Source organism: Microvirga sp. VF16 (genome assembly GCF_016864375.1).
Lineage (GTDB): Bacteria > Pseudomonadota > Alphaproteobacteria > Rhizobiales > Beijerinckiaceae > Microvirga.
Genome location: NZ_CP069354.1, coordinates 1,938,971 through 1,956,659, shown reverse-complemented (window position 1 = coordinate 1,956,659; position 17,689 = coordinate 1,938,971). Strand labels below are relative to the sequence as shown.

The window sequence follows — 17,689 nt, the reverse complement described above, 5'->3', positions numbered from 1 at the left end:
TGGTTTATTGAGATCCAATGAGCGGTAGCGGCCTGCGAGGATCCTCGCAGGCCGCTTTCTTATGGATGCGACGAGAAGCTTGTCGTCCTGACGGTCAGCGAAGCGTCTCAGCCGCCAGGACGCGTGATTGAGAACTTGGTCTCGGGCGTCGCCACGAAGTAGTCGCGATATCCCGAGCGGGCGATGGGGCGCATGGCTGCCGTGTCGACAAGGCCGTTCACGATGTAGCGGTCATCGATATGGATACCGACCACCTGCCCGATCACGAGATAGTAGGACGGATCGCCTCCCCCTAAGGGATTGAGCGGCACGGTCTGCAGCCATTTGCATTCGAGCGCCGCGAGAGCATCGGCCACACGCGGCGGCTTCACGAGTCGGGAGGGCGCGGCTTTCAAGCCTGCATGCTCCATCTCGCTCTCACCCCGCGGCAGAACAGCGGAAGTCAGGTTCATCTGCTCGCGCAAATCGTATGTCGCGAGATTGCAGACGAACTCACCTGTCTCCTCGATGAAAGTAAGCGCATCCTTCTTTCCGGCCGAGGAGAACGCCACCATGGGCGGGCGCTCGGATACGGCATTGAAGAACGAATAGGGCGAGAGGTTCACTTCCCCTTTCGCACTCATGGAGGTGATCCAGCCGATAGGCCGGGGCGTGACGATAGCCTTGAACGGATCGTGCGGAAGGCCGTGGGCGTTGGTCGAGGTTTCGTAGAACATCAGCTTAGAACCGCGTCACAATGTCGTCGAGGCTGGGTCGGTCGCGGTCTGCCGGGGTCTCCTTGATCGTGCCGATATGGACATAGCCCGCAATCCGCTCGTCGGGCTTCAGTCCCAGAGCATCCAACACCCGCCGGTCGAAAGCGGCCCAGCCCGAGAGCCATGAGGCGCCGTAGCCGAGAGCCGTCGCGCCGTTGAGCAGGTTCATACAGACGGCGCCCGCGGAGAGAACCTGTTCCCAGTCCGGGATCTTCACATGAGGGACCACACGGGACACCACTGCGATGACGAGCGGTGCCTGCGCAAAGCGCTCCCGCTCGGCGGCCACCTGCTCGCCGCTGGCGCCGGGGTTGTCCGCCTGGAAAGTCGTCGCCAAAACATCCCCAAAGCGCTGGCGTGACTCCCCTTGGATGAGGATGAAGCGCCAAGGAACGAGCTTTCCATGGTCCGGCACCCGGGAGGCGACCTTCAGGAGGATTTCGACCTCCTGCTCGCTCGGCCCCGGGGCCCCCAGCCAGCGCGGAGGGACGGAACGGCGCTGCAGGAGGCGAGAGAGGCTATCATTCATGGGATCTTCATCCGGCTTGAATAATGTGAAACAATGAAGGTGGATGCTCATGAAGGCGGTGGAAGAGGCAAGCTCCGGCTTGCCATCGTCTCGCCGTCTTACTGCGCTTGAGGGAGCGCGGGCATCTCAAAAGACGGGCCGCTGCCACAACAGAAACAGCAGCGGATGTATAGGGGGAGTGCGGTCAGACGCCAAGCAGGTTTCAACCCATGGCGGCCCCAGCGGTATGCGCAGGCAGGCCGAAGGGTGGTCCCATGGGGAGAGGCAAGGTGGCGCGATGCCGCTTGAGAGCAATGCAGACATCGATTTCCGGACTGGATAGTCCACCGTCCCTGACCGCCTGGCCTGAGCGCCAGACGCTGATCGCCTTTGGTCTCATCCTTGTAGCTTGGGCGCTGGCGGCCTCCATCTGGCCGCTGACCGGAACCGTCGTTCCCTGGGACTCCAAGAATCAGTTCTATCCGACCCTGCGCTACCTGGGCAGCGCCCTCGCCCATGGTGAGCTCCCCCTGTGGAACCCCTACCATTTCGGCGGGCACCCCTCGGCGGCCGATCCCCAGTCCCTTCTGTTCACGCCCACCATGCTGCTGTTCGGATGGCTCGTCCCCGAACCGTCGATGCAGCTCTTCGACGTGGTCGTCTTTGCCCATTTCCTGCCCGGAGCCCTGGCCTTCGTACCCCTGTTCCGGCGGAGGGGATGGCATCCGGCGGGAGCCGTGGTGGCTGCTCTCATCTTCATGCTCGGCGGCTCCGCTACGGCCCGGCTCCAGCACACCGGCATGATCTTCAGCTATGGCTTCTTCCCGCTCGCCCTCTGGCTCCTGGAAGAAGCCCTGGACCGCCGCTCGTATCTTTATGGCCTGCTCTTTGCCGTCAGCGCCGCCATGATGGTCATCGGGCGCGATCAGGTCGCCTTCCTCTGCGCCCTGACACTCATTGCCCTGGCCGTGCAGCGGATCTGGGCGGCGCCCCGGTCCTTCGCTTATCTCAAGTCCCGCCTCGGGCTCCTGGTCTTCATGGGGCTTGTCGGTGGCGCGCTTCTCGCCGTGCCGATCGTGCTGACGATGCAGTTCCTCGCCACATCGACGCGCCCCTCCTTCGGTTTCGGGGTGGCGGCCATGGGCTCCCTGCCGCCGGAGAGCTTGGCGACGATTCTGTTCGGGAACGTCTTCGGCTCCCTGCGCTGGACCTACGATTACTGGGGACCGGACTGGCACAGCCTGTCCGAGGGAACCTGGACGGACAGGGCCACCAACTACCTGTTCATCGGCACAATCCCGGCTCTTCTCCTCCTCTGGCACGGTGTGGCGGGTGGACGCCTGTTCGCCCGAGAGTTCCGGTTTTTCCTCGTCGTCGGCTTGGTCGCCCTATTCTACGCCCTCGGGCGCTATACACCCGGCTTCGAGATCATTTTCGACCACTTACCGGGCGTGAATCTTTACCGCCGGCCGGCCGACGCGACCTTTGTCATCAACATCGCCCTTGCCTTTGCTGCAGGCTATCTCGTCCATCGCTATGCGACGGACGGATTGCCGAAATGGAACCGGGCCTCGCTTGGGCCGTTCTGGGCCGCCCTTCCGCTCCTGGCCCTGGGTCTCCTGACCGCGGCCACCGCCAGCGCTCTCGCCTTCGCCATCAAGGGAGGACATGTCTCGCCCGCCCTCATCGAGATCGGCGTGGGCCTCGCTGCCGCAGCCTTGGCCATCGCGGCGATCACCAGGATGAGCGGCACCTCGCGCTGGCGCGAAGCCATGGCCCTCATGCTGGTCACGCTGACCGGTGCCGAACTCATCGGCCGCCACGCGGCTTCAGCACTGAATGCAGAGCCCGCCGAGCGCTACACGGTCTTCACCAAACTGCCGCCCGAGCAGTTGCAGGGCCTGCAGATCCTCAAGCGGGAGCTGGCCGAGCGTAACGCGAGAGGCGAATATCCTCGTGTCGAGATCCTGGGCCTGAAGGGCGCCTGGCAGAATGCGTCCATGGTCCTCGGGATCGAGGATATCATCGGCTACAATCCCTTGCGTCTGGCCGATTACGAGCGCGCCATTGGACCAGGCGAGAACGCGGAAGATCCCAACCTGCGTCGGTTCCCGACGAGTTTCCGGGGCTACAAGTGCGAACTCGCAAGCCTGCTCGGGCTCGACTACATCGTGCTCGACCGTCCGGCAGAGAAGCTGCCGCGCCATTTCCCGCGCCTGACCGGCGCCGAGGTCGTCTACGGAACCGGTCGGATGTGGATCTACCGCCTGAACACCTCCGTTCCGCGTGCCTATGTAGCCCATCATGTGACGCCGGTGGATTCTGAGGCAGTGCTGGGTCTGGAAGAACTGCCGGAATTCAACCGCGAGACGGAAGCTCTCATTGACGATGAGAGCATGTCCCTGCTCAGGGCCTCCTATGCGCCCGCGGGCTCAGTCCGCGACAAGGCCAAGGGAGAAGCGCGGATCGTGAGCTATCAGAGAAACTCGGTCACGCTCGATGTCGAGAACAGCGAGAATGGCGTGCTGGTGCTTCACGACATTCATTACCCGGGCTGGGAGGCCTGGGTCGATGGCGAGCGCCGGCCGATCCTTCGCGCCAATCTTCTGTTCCGCGGCGTCGAGATCGGCCCCGGACGCCATCGGGTCGAGTTCCATTTCCGCCCGATGTCGCTCGAGAATCTGGTTGCGGCCGCCTCCGATCTGATCGAAAGCGACGAAAAGCCGATTCAGACGGCCATTGCCTCCCCGCTCCAATGAGAGCCAATTTTCAATCGATGACCTTATTTGTGAAACAGTCCTTCCCCTTTCTTGGTCTGCTCGGTCTCATCGCAGCCGGCACTGCCTCGGCCCAGTCTCCGGCCGTGCCGTCGATGTCGCAGAGCCTGCCCCCGATCTCGGTTGGGCAGGTGACGCTGAATGCCGGGGCGACCTTCGCAGGGAGCAACGAGCCGATCCGCTCAGGACTCGTGTGGCGGATCTATGAGGATCGCGGAGACGCATCCCAGCCCAATATCGTGGCCCGCTCTACAAGCCCCATGCCGAGCTTCACGCTCTCCCCAGGCAACTACATCATCCACGTGGCCTATGGCTTCGCGAGCGCCTCGAAACGCATCAGTGTGCAGCGGGGCAACCTCAACGAGCGGCTTGCCATCAACGCAGGCGCCCTCCAGCTCAAGGGCGCCGTGGGCGGAAGCCCCATTGCCGCAAACCGCCTCACCTTCTCCGTCTATGTGCCGGAAGCACAGAACTCCGAAGGACGGCTCGTGATCGCCGACGCCAAGGCGAACGACATGATCCGCTTGCCCGAGGGCACCTATCACGTGGTCTCCACCTATGGAGATGCCAACGCCATCATGCGCAGCGATCTGAAGGTGGAATCGGGGCGTGTCACCGAAGCGACGCTGAACCATCGCGCCGCGACGGTAACCCTCAAGCTGGTTGGATCGGCCGGCGGTGAGGCCTTCGCCGGCACGGCCTTCAGCGTGCTCACGCCCGGCGGCGACGTGATCCGCGAGGCCATCGGTGCCTTTCCGTCGGTCACGTTGGCCGAGGGCGAATACGTCCTGATCGCGCGCCACGAGGGCAAGGTTTATACCCGCGAGTTCAAAATCGAGAGCGGGCTCGACCGGGATATCGAGATCATCGCCACCCCGTAAAACCGCTGAACCTTTCAGTCCCCGCGGCATTGACGGTCAGTCAATGATCGGTCGCGCCGCGCATGAGCCTGGACTCCCAAGGCGTGACCTTGCTGGAGAGGAAGCTCATGAAAATCGCAGAGATCATGACCCGCAACGTACGCGTGGTGAGTCCGGATCGGACGATCCAGGAAGCAGCGCGTCTTATGGATGAGATGAATGTGGGTGTGCTGCCCGTCTGCGACGGACGCCGCCTGCGCGGCATGGTAACCGATCGGGACATCACGGTCCGGGCGACGGCTGCGGGCCTCACGCCCGACACGACCCGCGTGCGCGAAATCATGTCCGACAATGTAGTCGGCCCTGAATAATGCGTCGGCACGGGGCTAGCGCTGGATTTCAGGCGGCTTGAGAAGTATCCGGTTGCGCAAATGAATCCATCAGAGCTGCAATGATCCAGGCAACAAAAAGCCTGAGCCAGTTCAGGATCAGCCGCAGGTTGTGCCCGGCGGCCACGAGCAAGGCATTGATCGCGTCGCCGGCTGCGCCGAGCAGGTGATTGCGTCCCAGCCGCCCGTCCGCCTTCATGTGCCCGATCGTCGGCTCGATCGCGGACCGGCGTCGCAGCTCGCGCTTGATCGTCGGCGTCAGACCCCGCCGCTGCCGGGTGATGAACACCCGATCTGTCTTGGCGTAGTCATGCCCACGATAGCCCTGGTCGACATAAGTCCGCTCCGGCTCGATGCCTGTCATGGCCACGACCTGATCGATCGTCGTGCCGAGCGTATGGCCGTCATACGGATTGCCCTCCAGCGCCTTGGAGGCGAGCACGAACCCTTCGCGGTTGGTCACCGCGAGCGCGACCTTGCTGCCGAACTCATACGGCCGATGCGCCTTGCCTTTGGCGATGCACACCACCTCGGGCGCGTGCAGGCTGTAGAGCTTGTTCTTGCTCGTGCGCTCCTGGGACAGAAGACGTTCTACGAGGCCGAGCAGAGGAGCAAACCGGCGTAAGAGAACCTCATCGCCTGTGACTTTGCGGGCGACATCGCGATAGACCCGGCCCAAATAGGTCTTCAGCCGCTTCAGTTCGCGGCGCATGCGCCGCATCTGCCGGGCATGGGCATAGCGACCGACCTGCACGGCCACGCGTTTGGCCAGGCGCGTGTGGGCCTGCCGCAGCGCGAGGCCGTGCCGCTTGGCCTGTCGCACCAGAGCCTGCAACGCCTTGAGATAGAGCTTGGCGTCGGTCGGATGGGTGATCGCCTTGGGCTGCACGGTGGTGTCGACGCTGATCCGCTCCAGGCTCGACGAGCGCACGGCGCCGCTCTCCAGCCCGGCCTGGATCGTCTCAGCCAGCAGTGTCTCCAGTCCGTCGGGTCCGAGCCGTTTGCGCCAGCGCGTCAATGAGCTCGGATCGCAGGGCAACTCATGCTGGAAGTACTCACAGCCACAGAACCATTGGTAATACGGGTTCTCGATCCAGCGCTGCACCACCGCCTCATCGGACAGGTTGAAGGTATGCTGGAGATAGGACAGCCCGACCATCAGGCGCGTCGGCTTCGCGGGCCGCCCCAGGGGCCGATAGAAGCCGCCGAACTCCTCATCGAAGCGGTGCCAGTCGATCAAAGCAGCCAGGCGGAACAACGCGTGGCGGGGATCGAGGATCTGGTCGAGGCGGCTGCGGTAGAGATCGCCGGAACTCGGCAGCGTCGGCTTGGGTCCCATGGCAAAACACCAGGTTTAAGCGGGTCCATCCCCAGATGCTGGCATTTTACAATGCTTCGTGACGACGAAGAATCCTTCTGCCCCAACAAGTTGTGGGTTATTCAGGGCCGACAATGTATGGTGGTGCTTCGATGACGATGACGTCAATCACATTGTCGAGTTGATGAGCGAGCATCAGATCCGCCGCTTGCCGGTGGTCGATCATGACAAGCATCTGGTCGGCATCGTCGCGCTCGGCGATCTCGCGACCGACAGCGAGGGCGATGCCTCCCGTGCGCTGCATCGCATTTCCACGCCCTCCGAGCCTGACCGGACTGGCACGCCAACGACCTCACGAGCAGATCAGACCCGGAGCAGTGGACAAGCCCGACTGACCGGTGAGGAGCGGCGCGAACTGGATCGACGACTGAGGAATGACGATGACGACTGGCGCCACCGTCCACACGATTACCACGAAGATCGGCACAGCCGGGAAGACCGCTCGCGCAATCGTGGCCGCGGCAGGTTCCGCTTCCGTGACGAGGATAACGTGCGCGCCGCCTTCGGTAGCTTCGGCTATCCCGGCGAGGAGAGAGCTCGCAATGCGCGCATGCGCGGCGGCTTCGGTGGTGACGGCTATCAGAGCTACGGCGACGAATACGCAGGCCGCGGCTCTGCCGGCAGAGGCTATCGTCCAAAGCGCTATGGCGCCTCCACCATCACGGGTGGACGTGCTCGCCCCGGCGATGACAGCAACGAGGATGATCACCGCATGCAAGATCGCGAGCGCACCTGGAGCCTCGTGAACGAGCGCCGCGATCACAGCAATTACGGCATGGGCCCAGGTAATACCCGCTTCGGCAATGACGCGACCGCCAGCCGCGGCGAGGTCCGCCGGGGCGAGCATCAGGGCCGCGGACCGAAGGGCTATCAGCGTTCGGACGAGCGCATCCGGGAAGACATCAACGAGCGCCTGACCGACGATGCCATGATCGATGCGTCAGAAGTCGAGGTGCAGGTCCAGAACCGGGAGGTGACCCTCACGGGTACGGTTCGCGACCGCAACGAGAAGCGGCGCGCTGAGGATTTGGCAGAGTCCGTGTCGGGGGTGAGCTACGTGCAGAACAATCTGCGCGTCGGCCAGCACCAAGGCACCCATGCTACCGGAACGGAAGCAGGCGACGCTGGTGCTGCGACAAGCAACCCCGGCAGCGGCACGGCTGGCACGACTGCCGGCACGTCCCCCGGAGGACGCACGACCGGCCGACAGCGGCAGACGACTTGAGATTTTAAACTGCGCCCTCATCCTAAGAGCTAAGTAAAAAGAAAAAGGCGGCGCTTCTCTCGAGAAGCGCCGCCTTCATTCGTGCAAACAGAATTTAAGCGATTGTCCGCTCGACCACGTGATGTCCGTCGAGCGTCACGTGGCCTTCCGGCTCGGAAACCGCCTTCGCCACACGTCTGCGATCTGGTGTCACGGCCTCTGCGGCGAGAACCTTCAAGGCCTCGTCGAGCGTCATGGTCTGCTGGTTCGGGCTTCCCAGTCGGCGGATGGAGACCGTCCGTTCGGCGGCCTCCTTGCGGCCGACCACGAGAAGCACCGGCACCTTCACGAGCGAGTGCTCGCGGACCTTGTAGTTGATCTTCTCGTTGCGCAGATCCGCTTCGACGCGAAGACCCGCGGCTTCAGCGGCGCGCACCACTTCCATGGCGTATTCGTCACCCTCGGAAGTGATGGTGGCGACGACCGCCTGTACAGGAGCGAGCCAGAGTGGGAAGTGTCCAGCGAAATGCTCGATCAGGATGCCGGTGAAGCGCTCCATGGAACCACAGATCGCGCGGTGCACCATGACAGGCGTCTTCTTCTGGCCGTCATGGTCGACATAGAACGCGCCGAAACGTTCCGGCAGATTGAAGTCTACCTGCGTGGTGCCACATTGCCAGTCCCGGCCGATGGCATCGCGCAGCACGTACTCGAACTTCGGCCCGTAGAACGCGCCCTCACCCGGGTTGATCGAGGTCTTGATGCGTCCGCCGGACTGGTCCTCGATCTGCTTGAGCACTCGGGTCATCACATCTTCCGCATGATCCCACATCTCGTCCGTGCCGACGCGCTTGTCAGGTCGGGTCGAGAGCTTCACGACGATCTCATCGAAGCCGAAATCGGCATAAGTGGAGAGGATCAGGTCGTTGATCTTCAGGCACTCGGCGGCGAGCTGATCTTCTGTGCAGAAGATATGAGCATCGTCCTGCGTGAAGCCGCGCACGCGCATCAGGCCATGAAGTGCGCCCGACGGCTCGTAACGGTGCACGTTGCCGAACTCCGCAAGACGCAACGGCAGGTCGCGATACGACTTCAGGCCATGCTTGAAGATCTGCACGTGGCCCGGGCAGTTCATCGGCTTGATCGCGAAGATGCGATCGTCCTCGGTCTGGGTCGCGAACATGTTCTCGCGATACCAGCCCCAGTGACCCGAGGTCTCCCATAGGGCCTTGTCGAGGATCTGTGGCGCGTTGACCTCCTGATAGGTGCCTTTCAGGCGGCGGCGCATGTAGGAGATCAGCTCCTGGAACACCGTCCAGCCCTTCGGGTGCCAGAAGACGACGCCCGGCCCTTCTTCCTGGAAGTGGAACAGGTCCATCTCGCGGCCGAGGCGGCGGTGATCGCGCTTCTCGGCCTCCTCGAGCTGACGGATGTAGGTGTCGAGCTCTTCCTGGTTTGCCCAGGCGGTCGCATAGATGCGGGTCAGCATGGCGTTGTTCGAGTCGCCGCGCCAATAGGCGCCCGCCACCTTCATGAGCTTGAAGGCGTTGCCGATCTTGCCTGTCGAGGTCATGTGCGGGCCGCGGCACAGATCGAACCAATCACCCTGGAAATAGATCTTCAGATCCTGGCCTTCGGGAATCGCGTCGATAAGCTCGATCTTGTAGGTCTCGCCTTTCTCCTTGAAGACCTGCTTGGCCTTGTCGCGGCTCCAGACCTCCTTGGTGAAGGGTTTGTCGCGCGCGATGATCTCGCGCATCTTCGCTTCGATGGCGGGGAAGTCCTCAGGGGTGAAGGGCTCGTTGCGGGCGAAGTCGTAATAGAAGCCGTTCTCGATCACCGGACCGATGGTGACCTGCGTTCCGGGAAACAGCTCCTGCACCGCTTCCGCAAGCACGTGCGCGGCATCGTGCCGGATCAGCTCCAGCGCGCGCGTGTCCTCGCGGTTCAGAAATTCGATCTTGGCATCCTGGGTGATCGGATCGGTGAGATCGGCGACCGTGCCGTCGAGTGCCATGGCGACGGTGCGCTTGGCGAGCGACTTGGCAATGCCTTCGACGATCTCCCGGCCGGTGATGCCGGAGTCATATTGGCGCTGCGCGCCATCGGGGAATGTCAGGGTAATCATCAAATGTTTCTCCTGGCTCACTCCTGCCAACGGAGCAGGTAAGCGGGGGCCGACGGTTCGTTGGATTGGAAGGCGAAATCAGCCGCCGTCAGGTTCGACTGCCTCGCAGGTGATCGCAGTGGCATTCTCCGGCGCGTTCACGCCCCGCCAGCGACCATAGGCCCACGGCTTATACCAGGCCGCGCTCTCGGGCAATGTTTCGGTCACCAGATCGATACCGTGAGTGCCGAAGGGGCCGCAGCGGCAGATGCGGGCCAAGCCCATCCACCCCCCAGGCCAAAAACCATGCCGTTGGATCGCCTCATCCGTGTATTCAGAGCAGGAGGGCAGATGGCGGCACTGGCGGCCGATCAGGCCGGACAGGCTCAGCTGATAGCCTCGGATCGCCCAATGGGCCGCCTGCTGGACAGGGTTAGGCATTTATCCCACGCTCTCGACGCTGTGCCTCGACTTGGCCAAGCGCATCCACGACTGCGTCGAATGTCAGGAGGATCGAGGCATGACGGGCCTTGTAATCTTGCAAAGGTTCCAGCACCTTAAGCTCTTCCCATTTGCCTTGAGGGGATTCCCCGCCAGCTTTGAGCAGACGAGTTGCCGCATCGCGAATGTCGCGAAGCTCCGCTATGGTCGCGCCGATTATATTCCGCCCCATGATCGACGATGAGGCTTGACCCAACGCGCAAGCCTTTACGTCATGGGCGAAAGCCGTCACGACATTGCCTTTGAGCTTCACATCGACCGTAACGGTCGAGCCGCAGAGCTTGGACCGGGCCGTCGCAGACGCATCGGGCTCGGCCAGCCGTCCCAGATGCGGAATATCGGCGGCCAGCTCAAGGATACGTCGGCTGTAGATGTCGTTCAGCATATCGGCCTGTGACATGACGGTTGGGAATGTGCTCATATACCTATATAAGCACTGTGATAGAGTTCTGCGACAGCGGTCATTATGGCACTGTCTGGAAAGAAAATAGAAACTGCCGGGCTGCCAAGCTTCCTCGGTTTAGAAAAGTTGAGAAAAGAGGCTCCACGTGAGTGATGTGGTTAAGTCCCTGTCCACGCGTCTGACGACAGCCGCCGACAAGCCAGTTGCGTCTCCCTCCCGGGAAGAAGCCGAAGCGGCGGTTCGCACCCTGATCCGTTGGGCTGGCGATGACCCGACCCGCGAAGGTCTGCAGGACACGCCCAAGCGCGTCGCCAAGGCCTTCAGGGAGTTCTACTCCGGTTACGACGAGGATCCATCGGAGATCCTCGACAAGATCTTCGCCGAAGTCGAAGGCTATGACGATATCGTGCTCGTGCGCGATATTCCCTTCTACTCCCATTGCGAACACCATATGGTGCCTTTCTTTGGGGTGGCGCATGTGGCTTATTATCCCACGAAGGGCGTCGTCGGTTTGTCCAAGCTCGCCCGCCTCGTCGACGCCTATGCCCGCCGCCTGCAGACGCAGGAGTCGATGACATCCCAGATCGCTAAAGCGATGGTCGAGGCGCTTGAGCCGCGCGGCGTGGCGGTCATGATCGAGGCCGAGCATATGTGCATGTCCATGCGCGGCATCCAGAAGGCAGGCGCTCTCACGCTGACCACGCAGTTCACCGGCGTCTTCAAGGAAGATCCGGCCGAACAGGTGCGCTTCCTGACCCTTGTACGGAGCCGGGGCTGAGGTCTTCTATGAACCCGTCGCCATCCACTCTTTTCCCCTCGCCTGGCTCCAAGGCCGAACTTGAGGAGGGAACGGTCCTGTCCCCTCGCTTCGGAGCGGACGGGCTGATCACCTGCATCACGACGGATGTCGCGACCGGCGAAATCCTCATGGTCGCCCATATGAATGCAGAAGCTTTGGCCAGGACGATCGAGACCGGCGAAGCTTGGTACTGGTCCCGCTCGCGTGGAGAGCTCTGGCACAAGGGCGCAACCAGCGGGCAGATCCAGGCGGTCAGGGAGATGCGGGTCGATTGCGACCAGGATGCTCTTCTTCTCAAGGTGCAGGTCGCAGGTGATGGCGGCTGCTGCCACACCGGGCGCCGGTCCTGCTTCTACCGGAAGGTCGAGACCTCCGGCGGCAAGCCCCACCTCGTCATCGATTGAGGTTCACAGCCCTGCAAAAAAGCAAGGCTGCCATCGTCCAGGAAACGGGTGCAGTTTCGGCCTGTCCGGGTTAGGAAGGCCCGATGACACGACGTGACCTTCTCCCTGCGCGGGCGGCCGCCAGCGCCATCTTCTTCGGCAACGGCTTCGGCATCGGCACTTGGGCGGCTCAGCTTCCTCGGTTCAAGGAATCGCTCGGCCTGTCCGATGGCCAGCTCAGCCTCGGTCTCCTGGCCTTCTCCCTCGGCGCAGTAGCACTCATGCCGATCATCGGCTGGGCTGTGGTGATGGTCGGCAGCCGCCCCATGACGCTGATCGCTGCCTTTTCCTTTGCGACGACCCTGATCCTCCCGGGCCTTTCTCCGAACCTGAGCTTCTTCGTCGCAGCCGCCCTCGTGGCCGGGGCCTGCAACGGCACCATGGACATCGCCATGAACACCAATGCGACGGTGGTCGAGAAGGCCTGGGGCTCGGCGATCATGTCCTCCTTCCATGCCTTCTTCAGCCTGGGCGGTCTGGCAGGAGCCGGAGCGTCCGGCCTCCTCATCGCTCTCGATGTCGGGATCGTGCCGACGCTCGTGCTCTCCTCCCTTGGGATGGGTTTCCTCTTCCTGCTGGCGGCCTTCTGGACGCTCGGCGAAAAAGAGCGGGCCGTCGAGGGTCATGGCTTTGCCTGGCCACGGGGGAGCGTCATCCTTCTCGCGGTGCTCGCCATGTTCTGCTTCATCGTCGAGGGTGCCATGGTCGACTGGACGGCGATCTATCTCCAGACCGAGGCCGGCGCGAGCCTGGAGGCTGCCGTCACGGGGTTCGCCGCATTCTCCCTCGCCATGACAATCTGCCGCTTCATGGGCGATTTCGTTGTCCGACATCTCGGCCGCGTTCGCACACTGCAGCTGGGAGCACTGCTCTCGGCCCTCGGTCTCGCGCTCGCCATGCTCGTTCCGCACCCCCTGCCCGCCTCCATCGGCTTCGCCCTGGTCGGCATCGGTCTTGCCAACACGGTACCGGTCCTGTTCAGCACAGCAGGCCAGATGAAGGATTTTCCGCCGAGCATGGGTGTCGCCATGGTGGCAACTTTGGGGTATGGCGGCCTGCTGCTCGGCCCCCCGTTGATCGGATTCGGCGGAGAAATCTTCAGCCTTCGCGTAATGCTGGGCCTCCTTATCGGCTTCACCTTCGTCATCATCATTTTGTCGCAGCGGGCTTTGCAGCGCTCCACTGTTCAGTTTTCCTGAACCAGTCCTACTTGAAACTTGAGGGGACCATTCATGCGGCTTTCATAGCGGGTTGGCATGAATAGGAAGCAAGGCCTTGGAGTGATCAATGTTGTGGGACGGGATTGCCCGGCGCAGCGCCGGATCAGGGGGTGGCGGAGGAGCGGTCGAGATCAAGTCACCGGCCGAGCGCGAAATCCGGACGAAAGCAAGAATCGGCCTGGCCTTGGGCGGCGGCGCAGCGCGCGGCTGGTCCCATATCGGCGTGCTGCGCGTCCTTACCGAAGCCGGCATCGTTCCGGACGTGATTGCCGGCTCCTCTATCGGCGCCGTGGTCGGCGGCTGCTATGCGGCCGGCAAGCTCGACGAGTTGGAGGCTTTCGCCCTGTCCCTGACCAAACGGCGGGTCATGGGCCTTCTCGATTTCCATTTCAGCGGCGCAGGCCTCATTGGCGGCGGGCGCCTGCAACGCCTGCTGGATCAGGATCTGACGGACCGAAGGGTCGAGACTTTGCCGATCAAGTTCTGCACCATCGCGACCGAGCTCGTGAGCGGGCATGAGATCTGGCTGACCCGCGGCCCTCTCGTCCAGGCCATGCGGGCTTCCTACGCCCTCCCCGGCGTGTTCGATCCGGTCATGATCGGCGGCCGCTGGCTTATGGACGGCGCCCTGGTCAACCCGATCCCGATCACTGCCGCCCGCGCGCTCGGCGCGGATATCGTCATCTGCGTGAATCTCAACGGCGAGGTGCGCGTGCGCGGGACCGTCATCCAATCCTACGATGCCGGGACGAGCGACGAGCAGGAGATCGAGGACGCCATCGATGAAGCGCCCCGGCGCTGGGGTATCTTCCCAGGATCTCGAGGAGACAAGCCGCGCAAGCCGAATGCGCCTGGTCTTGCCACGGTGATGGTCGATGCCTTCAACATTACCCAGGACCGCATCGCTCGCTCGCGGCTCGCCGGAGACCCGCCCGATATCATGGTAGCGCCGAAGCTCGCCAAGATGGGCCTGTTCGAGTTTCACCGGGCCCTGGAATGCATCGCCCTGGGACGGCAGGCCACGGAGCGTGCCCTGCCGGATATTCTCGAATTGCTGCAGGAAACCCAGACAGGCTAATCAGGCCGTCGCGATATATTCCTTGATCGCCTGAGCTTCAGCCTCGACCTCTTCAAGGCGCAGCTTCACCACGTCTCCAATGGAGACGATGCCGGTCAGGCGTCCGCTCTCGACGACCGGGATGTGACGGAACTTCTGCTGGGTCATGAGTTCCATCACGTCGTTAATGGATGTCTCGCCCGTGCAGGTTACGACCTTCTCGGTCATGAAACGGGAGACAGGCTCGTCCAGGGCTTTCGCACCTTGCGTAGCAACGGCGCGCACGATGTCGCGCTCGGAGATGATGCCGGTGACGGGCCGGTGGCCGTCGACGATAAGAAGGGCACCTATTCTGCGTTCTGCGAGAATCCTGGCCGCTTCGCTCAAGGATCGGCCCGGCTCGATGGTGGCGACATCCCGGCCTTTGAGCGAAAGGATTCGATTGACGATCATTTATTCCCTCCCGTTGTGCGAACGGCGAGGACCGTCAGCCCTCGTATCCGCAAGACTGAAGTCGGGAACCTATCCCATGACAATGGGTGAGAACCCTACGTCAGTATTACGATGATTGGGGCAAACGGTGTCGGTTTCAAGCCGAGATGCGGCTTGGCCGTGCGGGAAGTGGGTCCAGCAGCGGGAAAATGACGAGACCGGCCAGGAAGCCACCGATATGAGCCTCCCAGGCGATGCTCGCATCCATGAGCCCCAAGGGCTGGACGAAGGCGAACACATAGTTTGCGGCAAACCAGATCCCAAGGAAGATCAGAACCTGACGGTTGCGCACCATGTGCCCCAGGGTCTCGCGGGGCCGCTCGTGCGGCTGCGTTATGCGCCCTTCCCAATGCCATGAGGCCGGGGCAAACATGAACCAGGAGGCTGCTGCCATTAGGCCCGACACGGCCCCGGACGCGCCAATCATCGGCAGGATCTGCAAGGGATTCATGACGGCATAGAACACGGCTCCGCACACGGCGGAGGCCGCCAACAGGATGAAGAACCGTCCACCGCCGCATCGCCTGACGATAGGAGTGCCGAAAGCGGCAAGCCAGACGCTGTTGATGAGCACGTGGGCCCAGGAGCCATGAAGGAAGGCATAGGACAGCGCGATCCAGGGCCGCCCTTCCTCATTGGCTAGAACGTATTGTGCCAATGCCATCATCGGCGTGACCGTATCCTCCGGCACACCCTCGCGCAGGGATCTCATGATCTCGTCGACCTGAACACCCCCGAAGGCCACGGACCAGCGTGCCGGAATCACGGCCCAATCGATGATCACGGTGAAGTCCGTTTCATCGGACAGAAGCATCCGGAAGGCGTGGATGCCAATCAGTACTGCTAGGCACAGGGTGATCACAGCCGGCAGGTTGAGGATCGGCTCTCGGAGGCGGGGCGCGTGTGGAGACATGAAAAACTTTTTTGTCTGGCAGCCGGCTTAAATCCTTGTGCCGACGGCGTTCGATTCAATTTCTGAGCTAGCCCCAATCTGGGCCCGCAGTCGAGAAAAACCAACAGATTAGCAACAACCAAGCTTGCCTCAGAGGAAATCTTTCCTCCCTCTTTTCGGACGCTCGAAGTTTTTGTTAACCATAATGGAACCGGTCGAGCCGCGACGCGTTAACTCACCTTTTACTTTCCACTTGAGCCGAAAATGCAACCATGTCAGTTTGGTTAAAAGAACGTTAACCGGCTGGTGGGGCATGCGGCAGGATTATTTCAAGAATGGCCTTTTCTGTGGCGTAAATGAGAAGCCAGCCTCTGTGAGCACGTTCATTAAAACAGCTCTTCTCGGTCTGTCTCTCCTGTTTATCGGTACAACCGCCCAAGCCCAAACCGTGGCCGCCCTGCCCGTTTCGAGCGCTCCGATTACGAGCATCGGCACTGCCAAGCCGCTTCTGGGCTGGTCACAGTTTTGCGAGAATTTTCGCTCCGAATGCACCGTGAATGTGGCGGAGTCCGATACGATCGACCTGACCCCCCAAGTCTGGAAGACGATCGTCTCCGTGAATCAGCGCGTGAATTCCAGCATCAAGGCCGTGACGGATGCGGATCACTGGGGGGTCGTCGATATTTGGGGCTTCCCCGATGACGGCCGCGGCGATTGCGAGGATTTCCAGCTCCTGAAGCGCCGGCTTCTTGCCGAGGCAGGCCTGCCCCGCCGCGCCATGCGCATGACCGTCGTGATCGACGAGTTGGGCGAAGGCCACGCCGTGCTGATGGTACGCACCAACCGGGGCGACTTCGTCCTCGACAACAAGACCTCGTCGGTTCTCCCCTGGCACCGCACCGGCTACGTCTACGTCAAACGCGAGAGCCAGGACGCAATCGGCTGGGTGTCCCTCGGCGGCATCGTCTCATCGCCGACCACCACCGCAAACCGCTAAAAGAAAAACCGGCGCAAGACGCCGGTTTTTCTTTTCGGGATCAGCTTTATTCGAGGCGGATCAGTCGATCCGCCTCATTCCTTTTGCGAAGCGCTTCCAATTGTCCACGTAGTTCCTGGCCGACCAGCGAAGCCGATCGATTGCATCCGCATCAAGCGCGCGAATAGCCTTGGCCGGCGCGCCGACGATCAGCGAATTGTCGGGAAATTCCTTGCCTTCGGTGACCAGCGCATTGGCGCCCACCAGGCAATTCGCACCGATGCGGGCGTGATTGAGGATCGTGGCTCCCATGCCGATCAGGGAGTTCTCGCCGATCGTGCAACCATGCAGGATGGCCTTGTGCCCGATGGTGCACCCTGTCCCGACGGTGAGGGGCGCACCCATATCCGTATGGAGCAAAGCCCCTTCCTGGATATTCGTGCCCTCGCCGATATCGATCAGCTCGTTGTCGCCGCGTAGCACGGCTCCGAACCAGACACCCACATCCAGCCCCAAGCGCACCTTGCCGATCACATGAGCGTCCGGAGCGATCCAGAAGCGGTCAGGCGAAGGAAGAATGGGGGCGCTGTCGTCGAGGCTGTAGATCGGCATCGCATGTCCAAAAAGAAAAACAGCAGAACCTGGGAAGGCCCTGCTGCGGAAGATTGCCTAGTCCTCGAGATCCGTATCGAGGATGGCCATGGTGAAGTTGTAGGAGCGGTCCCCATCTTCATCGTCGAGGAAGAGCACGCCGACGAATTCCTCACCGATGTAAACTTCCGCCGAATCGGCCTTTTTCGGGCGACCGACGACGCGGATCGAGTGGTTCGCAAAGGTCTGGCGCAGATAGCGCTCGACTTTAGCCATCTCGGTTTTGTCCACTACAGGTCCTTTCTTGATTTTACGGAAGCTGCACTTGCCATGCCCG

General features: G+C 62.2%; 19 protein-coding genes. 9 read left to right on the top strand and 10 right to left on the bottom strand.

Annotation, left to right across the window (positions count from 1 at the left end):
• Positions 1-107: 107 nt before the first annotated feature.
• Together JO965_RS09255 and JO965_RS09250 are read right to left on the bottom strand one after the other, a co-directional pair.
• Entirely contained in the window at positions 108-716 is a 609-nt protein-coding gene (locus JO965_RS09255) for a flavin reductase family protein (RefSeq protein ID WP_203443379.1), read from the bottom strand.
• A gap of 4 nt (positions 717-720) precedes the next feature.
• Positions 721-1,284: a nitroreductase gene (locus JO965_RS09250; RefSeq protein ID WP_203443378.1), complete on the bottom strand. Its 564-nt coding sequence runs from the start codon at positions 1,282-1,284 to the stop codon at positions 721-723.
• Positions 1,285-1,577: 293 nt separating this feature from the next.
• On the opposite strand from JO965_RS09250, the gene JO965_RS09245 reads away from it, so the two are divergent.
• From JO965_RS09245 to JO965_RS09235, 3 genes are all read left to right on the top strand, one after another.
• Positions 1,578-4,022, top strand: a complete 2,445-nt coding sequence (locus JO965_RS09245) for a YfhO family protein (RefSeq protein ID WP_203443377.1) — start codon at positions 1,578-1,580, stop codon at positions 4,020-4,022.
• 17 nt (positions 4,023-4,039) lie between these two features.
• The gene (locus tag JO965_RS09240; RefSeq protein ID WP_203443376.1) at positions 4,040-4,921 is read left to right on the top strand and encodes a hypothetical protein; all 882 of its coding nucleotides are present in this window, start codon (positions 4,040-4,042) and stop codon (positions 4,919-4,921) included.
• Positions 4,922-5,028: 107 nt separating this feature from the next.
• On the top strand, positions 5,029-5,271 hold the full coding sequence (locus JO965_RS09235) for a CBS domain-containing protein (RefSeq protein ID WP_203443375.1): 243 nt from the start codon (positions 5,029-5,031) through the stop codon (positions 5,269-5,271).
• 28 nt (positions 5,272-5,299) lie between these two features.
• Here JO965_RS09235 and JO965_RS09230 read toward each other — a convergent pair whose 3' ends face one another.
• Positions 5,300-6,628, bottom strand: coding sequence for an IS5 family transposase (locus tag JO965_RS09230; RefSeq protein ID WP_203443374.1), 1,329 nt, complete (start codon positions 6,626-6,628; stop codon positions 5,300-5,302).
• Between the two features lie 163 nt (positions 6,629-6,791).
• Between JO965_RS09230 and JO965_RS09225 the strand changes: the two genes are divergently transcribed.
• Positions 6,792-7,892 (top strand): BON domain-containing protein, encoded by a 1,101-nt coding sequence (locus JO965_RS09225; RefSeq protein WP_203443373.1) that lies wholly within the window; start codon positions 6,792-6,794, stop codon positions 7,890-7,892.
• A 94-nt stretch (positions 7,893-7,986) separates the two neighbouring features.
• Here the strand turns inward: JO965_RS09225 and thrS are convergent, their stop codons facing one another.
• From thrS to JO965_RS09210, 3 genes are all read right to left on the bottom strand, one after another.
• Complete coding sequence (thrS, locus tag JO965_RS09220; RefSeq protein WP_203443372.1) at positions 7,987-9,999, bottom strand: threonine--tRNA ligase; 2,013 nt, start codon at positions 9,997-9,999, stop codon at positions 7,987-7,989.
• A gap of 78 nt (positions 10,000-10,077) precedes the next feature.
• Positions 10,078-10,419 (bottom strand): membrane protein insertion efficiency factor YidD, encoded by a 342-nt coding sequence (gene yidD / locus JO965_RS09215; RefSeq protein WP_203443371.1) that lies wholly within the window; start codon positions 10,417-10,419, stop codon positions 10,078-10,080.
• Positions 10,412-10,864 carry an iron-sulfur cluster assembly scaffold protein gene (locus JO965_RS09210; RefSeq protein ID WP_203444117.1) on the bottom strand — a complete coding sequence of 151 codons (453 nt, stop codon included), beginning with the start codon at positions 10,862-10,864 and terminating at the stop codon, positions 10,412-10,414. Before JO965_RS09210 ends, yidD begins: the two co-directional genes overlap by 8 nt.
• 163 nt (positions 10,865-11,027) lie before the next feature.
• Between JO965_RS09210 and folE the strand changes: the two genes are divergently transcribed.
• From folE to JO965_RS09190, 4 genes are all read left to right on the top strand, one after another.
• Positions 11,028-11,660: a GTP cyclohydrolase I FolE gene (gene folE, locus JO965_RS09205; protein ID WP_203443370.1), complete on the top strand. Its 633-nt coding sequence runs from the start codon at positions 11,028-11,030 to the stop codon at positions 11,658-11,660.
• An 8-nt stretch (positions 11,661-11,668) separates the two neighbouring features.
• Positions 11,669-12,085: a phosphoribosyl-AMP cyclohydrolase gene (gene hisI, locus JO965_RS09200; protein ID WP_203443369.1), complete on the top strand. Its 417-nt coding sequence runs from the start codon at positions 11,669-11,671 to the stop codon at positions 12,083-12,085.
• An 83-nt stretch (positions 12,086-12,168) separates the two neighbouring features.
• The gene (locus JO965_RS09195; protein WP_203443368.1) at positions 12,169-13,323 is read left to right on the top strand and encodes an MFS transporter; all 1,155 of its coding nucleotides are present in this window, start codon (positions 12,169-12,171) and stop codon (positions 13,321-13,323) included.
• 88 nt (positions 13,324-13,411) lie between these two features.
• Entirely contained in the window at positions 13,412-14,422 is a 1,011-nt protein-coding gene (locus tag JO965_RS09190) for a patatin-like phospholipase family protein (RefSeq protein WP_203443367.1), read from the top strand.
• Here the strand turns inward: JO965_RS09190 and JO965_RS09185 are convergent, their stop codons facing one another.
• Positions 14,423-14,854 (bottom strand): CBS domain-containing protein, encoded by a 432-nt coding sequence (locus tag JO965_RS09185; RefSeq protein ID WP_203443366.1) that lies wholly within the window; start codon positions 14,852-14,854, stop codon positions 14,423-14,425.
• Between the two features lie 136 nt (positions 14,855-14,990).
• Positions 14,991-15,806 carry a rhomboid family intramembrane serine protease gene (locus JO965_RS09180; protein ID WP_203443365.1) on the bottom strand — a complete coding sequence of 272 codons (816 nt, stop codon included), beginning with the start codon at positions 15,804-15,806 and terminating at the stop codon, positions 14,991-14,993.
• A gap of 292 nt (positions 15,807-16,098) precedes the next feature.
• Between JO965_RS09180 and JO965_RS09175 the strand changes: the two genes are divergently transcribed.
• The gene (locus tag JO965_RS09175; protein ID WP_203443364.1) at positions 16,099-16,782 is read left to right on the top strand and encodes a transglutaminase-like cysteine peptidase; all 684 of its coding nucleotides are present in this window, start codon (positions 16,099-16,101) and stop codon (positions 16,780-16,782) included.
• Between the two features lie 60 nt (positions 16,783-16,842).
• On the opposite strand, the gene JO965_RS09170 is transcribed toward JO965_RS09175, so the two are convergent.
• Both JO965_RS09170 and JO965_RS09165 read right to left on the bottom strand, forming a co-directional pair.
• The gene (locus JO965_RS09170; RefSeq protein WP_203443363.1) at positions 16,843-17,373 is read right to left on the bottom strand and encodes a gamma carbonic anhydrase family protein; all 531 of its coding nucleotides are present in this window, start codon (positions 17,371-17,373) and stop codon (positions 16,843-16,845) included.
• A 57-nt stretch (positions 17,374-17,430) separates the two neighbouring features.
• Entirely contained in the window at positions 17,431-17,643 is a 213-nt protein-coding gene (locus tag JO965_RS09165; protein WP_040637969.1) for a DUF3126 family protein, read from the bottom strand.
• Between the last annotated feature and the right edge of the window lie 46 nt (positions 17,644-17,689).

Excerpts from the sequence above, each read along its gene's own strand:
- JO965_RS09195 (WP_203443368.1), top strand. The coding sequence starts at position 12,169 with ATGACACGACGTGACCTTCTCCCTGCGCGGGCGGCCGCCAGCGCCATC.
- JO965_RS09185 (WP_203443366.1), bottom strand. The coding sequence starts at position 14,854 with ATGATCGTCAATCGAATCCTTTCGCTCAAAGGCCGGGATGTCGCCACC.
- thrS (WP_203443372.1), bottom strand. The coding sequence starts at position 9,999 with ATGATTACCCTGACATTCCCCGATGGCGCGCAGCGCCAATATGACTCC.
- JO965_RS09175 (WP_203443364.1), top strand. The coding sequence starts at position 16,099 with ATGCGGCAGGATTATTTCAAGAATGGCCTTTTCTGTGGCGTAAATGAG.
- JO965_RS09170 (WP_203443363.1), bottom strand. The coding sequence starts at position 17,373 with ATGCCGATCTACAGCCTCGACGACAGCGCCCCCATTCTTCCTTCGCCT.
- yidD (WP_203443371.1), bottom strand. The coding sequence starts at position 10,419 with ATGCCTAACCCTGTCCAGCAGGCGGCCCATTGGGCGATCCGAGGCTAT.
- JO965_RS09230 (WP_203443374.1), bottom strand. The coding sequence starts at position 6,628 with ATGGGACCCAAGCCGACGCTGCCGAGTTCCGGCGATCTCTACCGCAGC.
- JO965_RS09190 (WP_203443367.1), top strand. The coding sequence starts at position 13,412 with ATGTTGTGGGACGGGATTGCCCGGCGCAGCGCCGGATCAGGGGGTGGC.
- JO965_RS09250 (WP_203443378.1), bottom strand. The coding sequence starts at position 1,284 with ATGAATGATAGCCTCTCTCGCCTCCTGCAGCGCCGTTCCGTCCCTCCG.
- JO965_RS09245 (WP_203443377.1), top strand. The coding sequence starts at position 1,578 with ATGCAGACATCGATTTCCGGACTGGATAGTCCACCGTCCCTGACCGCC.
- JO965_RS09225 (WP_203443373.1), top strand. The coding sequence starts at position 6,792 with ATGAGCGAGCATCAGATCCGCCGCTTGCCGGTGGTCGATCATGACAAG.
- hisI (WP_203443369.1), top strand. The coding sequence starts at position 11,669 with ATGAACCCGTCGCCATCCACTCTTTTCCCCTCGCCTGGCTCCAAGGCC.
- JO965_RS09235 (WP_203443375.1), top strand. The coding sequence starts at position 5,029 with ATGAAAATCGCAGAGATCATGACCCGCAACGTACGCGTGGTGAGTCCG.
- JO965_RS09210 (WP_203444117.1), bottom strand. The coding sequence starts at position 10,864 with ATGCTGAACGACATCTACAGCCGACGTATCCTTGAGCTGGCCGCCGAT.
- JO965_RS09240 (WP_203443376.1), top strand. The coding sequence starts at position 4,040 with ATGACCTTATTTGTGAAACAGTCCTTCCCCTTTCTTGGTCTGCTCGGT.
- JO965_RS09180 (WP_203443365.1), bottom strand. The coding sequence starts at position 15,806 with ATGTCTCCACACGCGCCCCGCCTCCGAGAGCCGATCCTCAACCTGCCG.
- JO965_RS09255 (WP_203443379.1), bottom strand. The coding sequence starts at position 716 with ATGTTCTACGAAACCTCGACCAACGCCCACGGCCTTCCGCACGATCCG.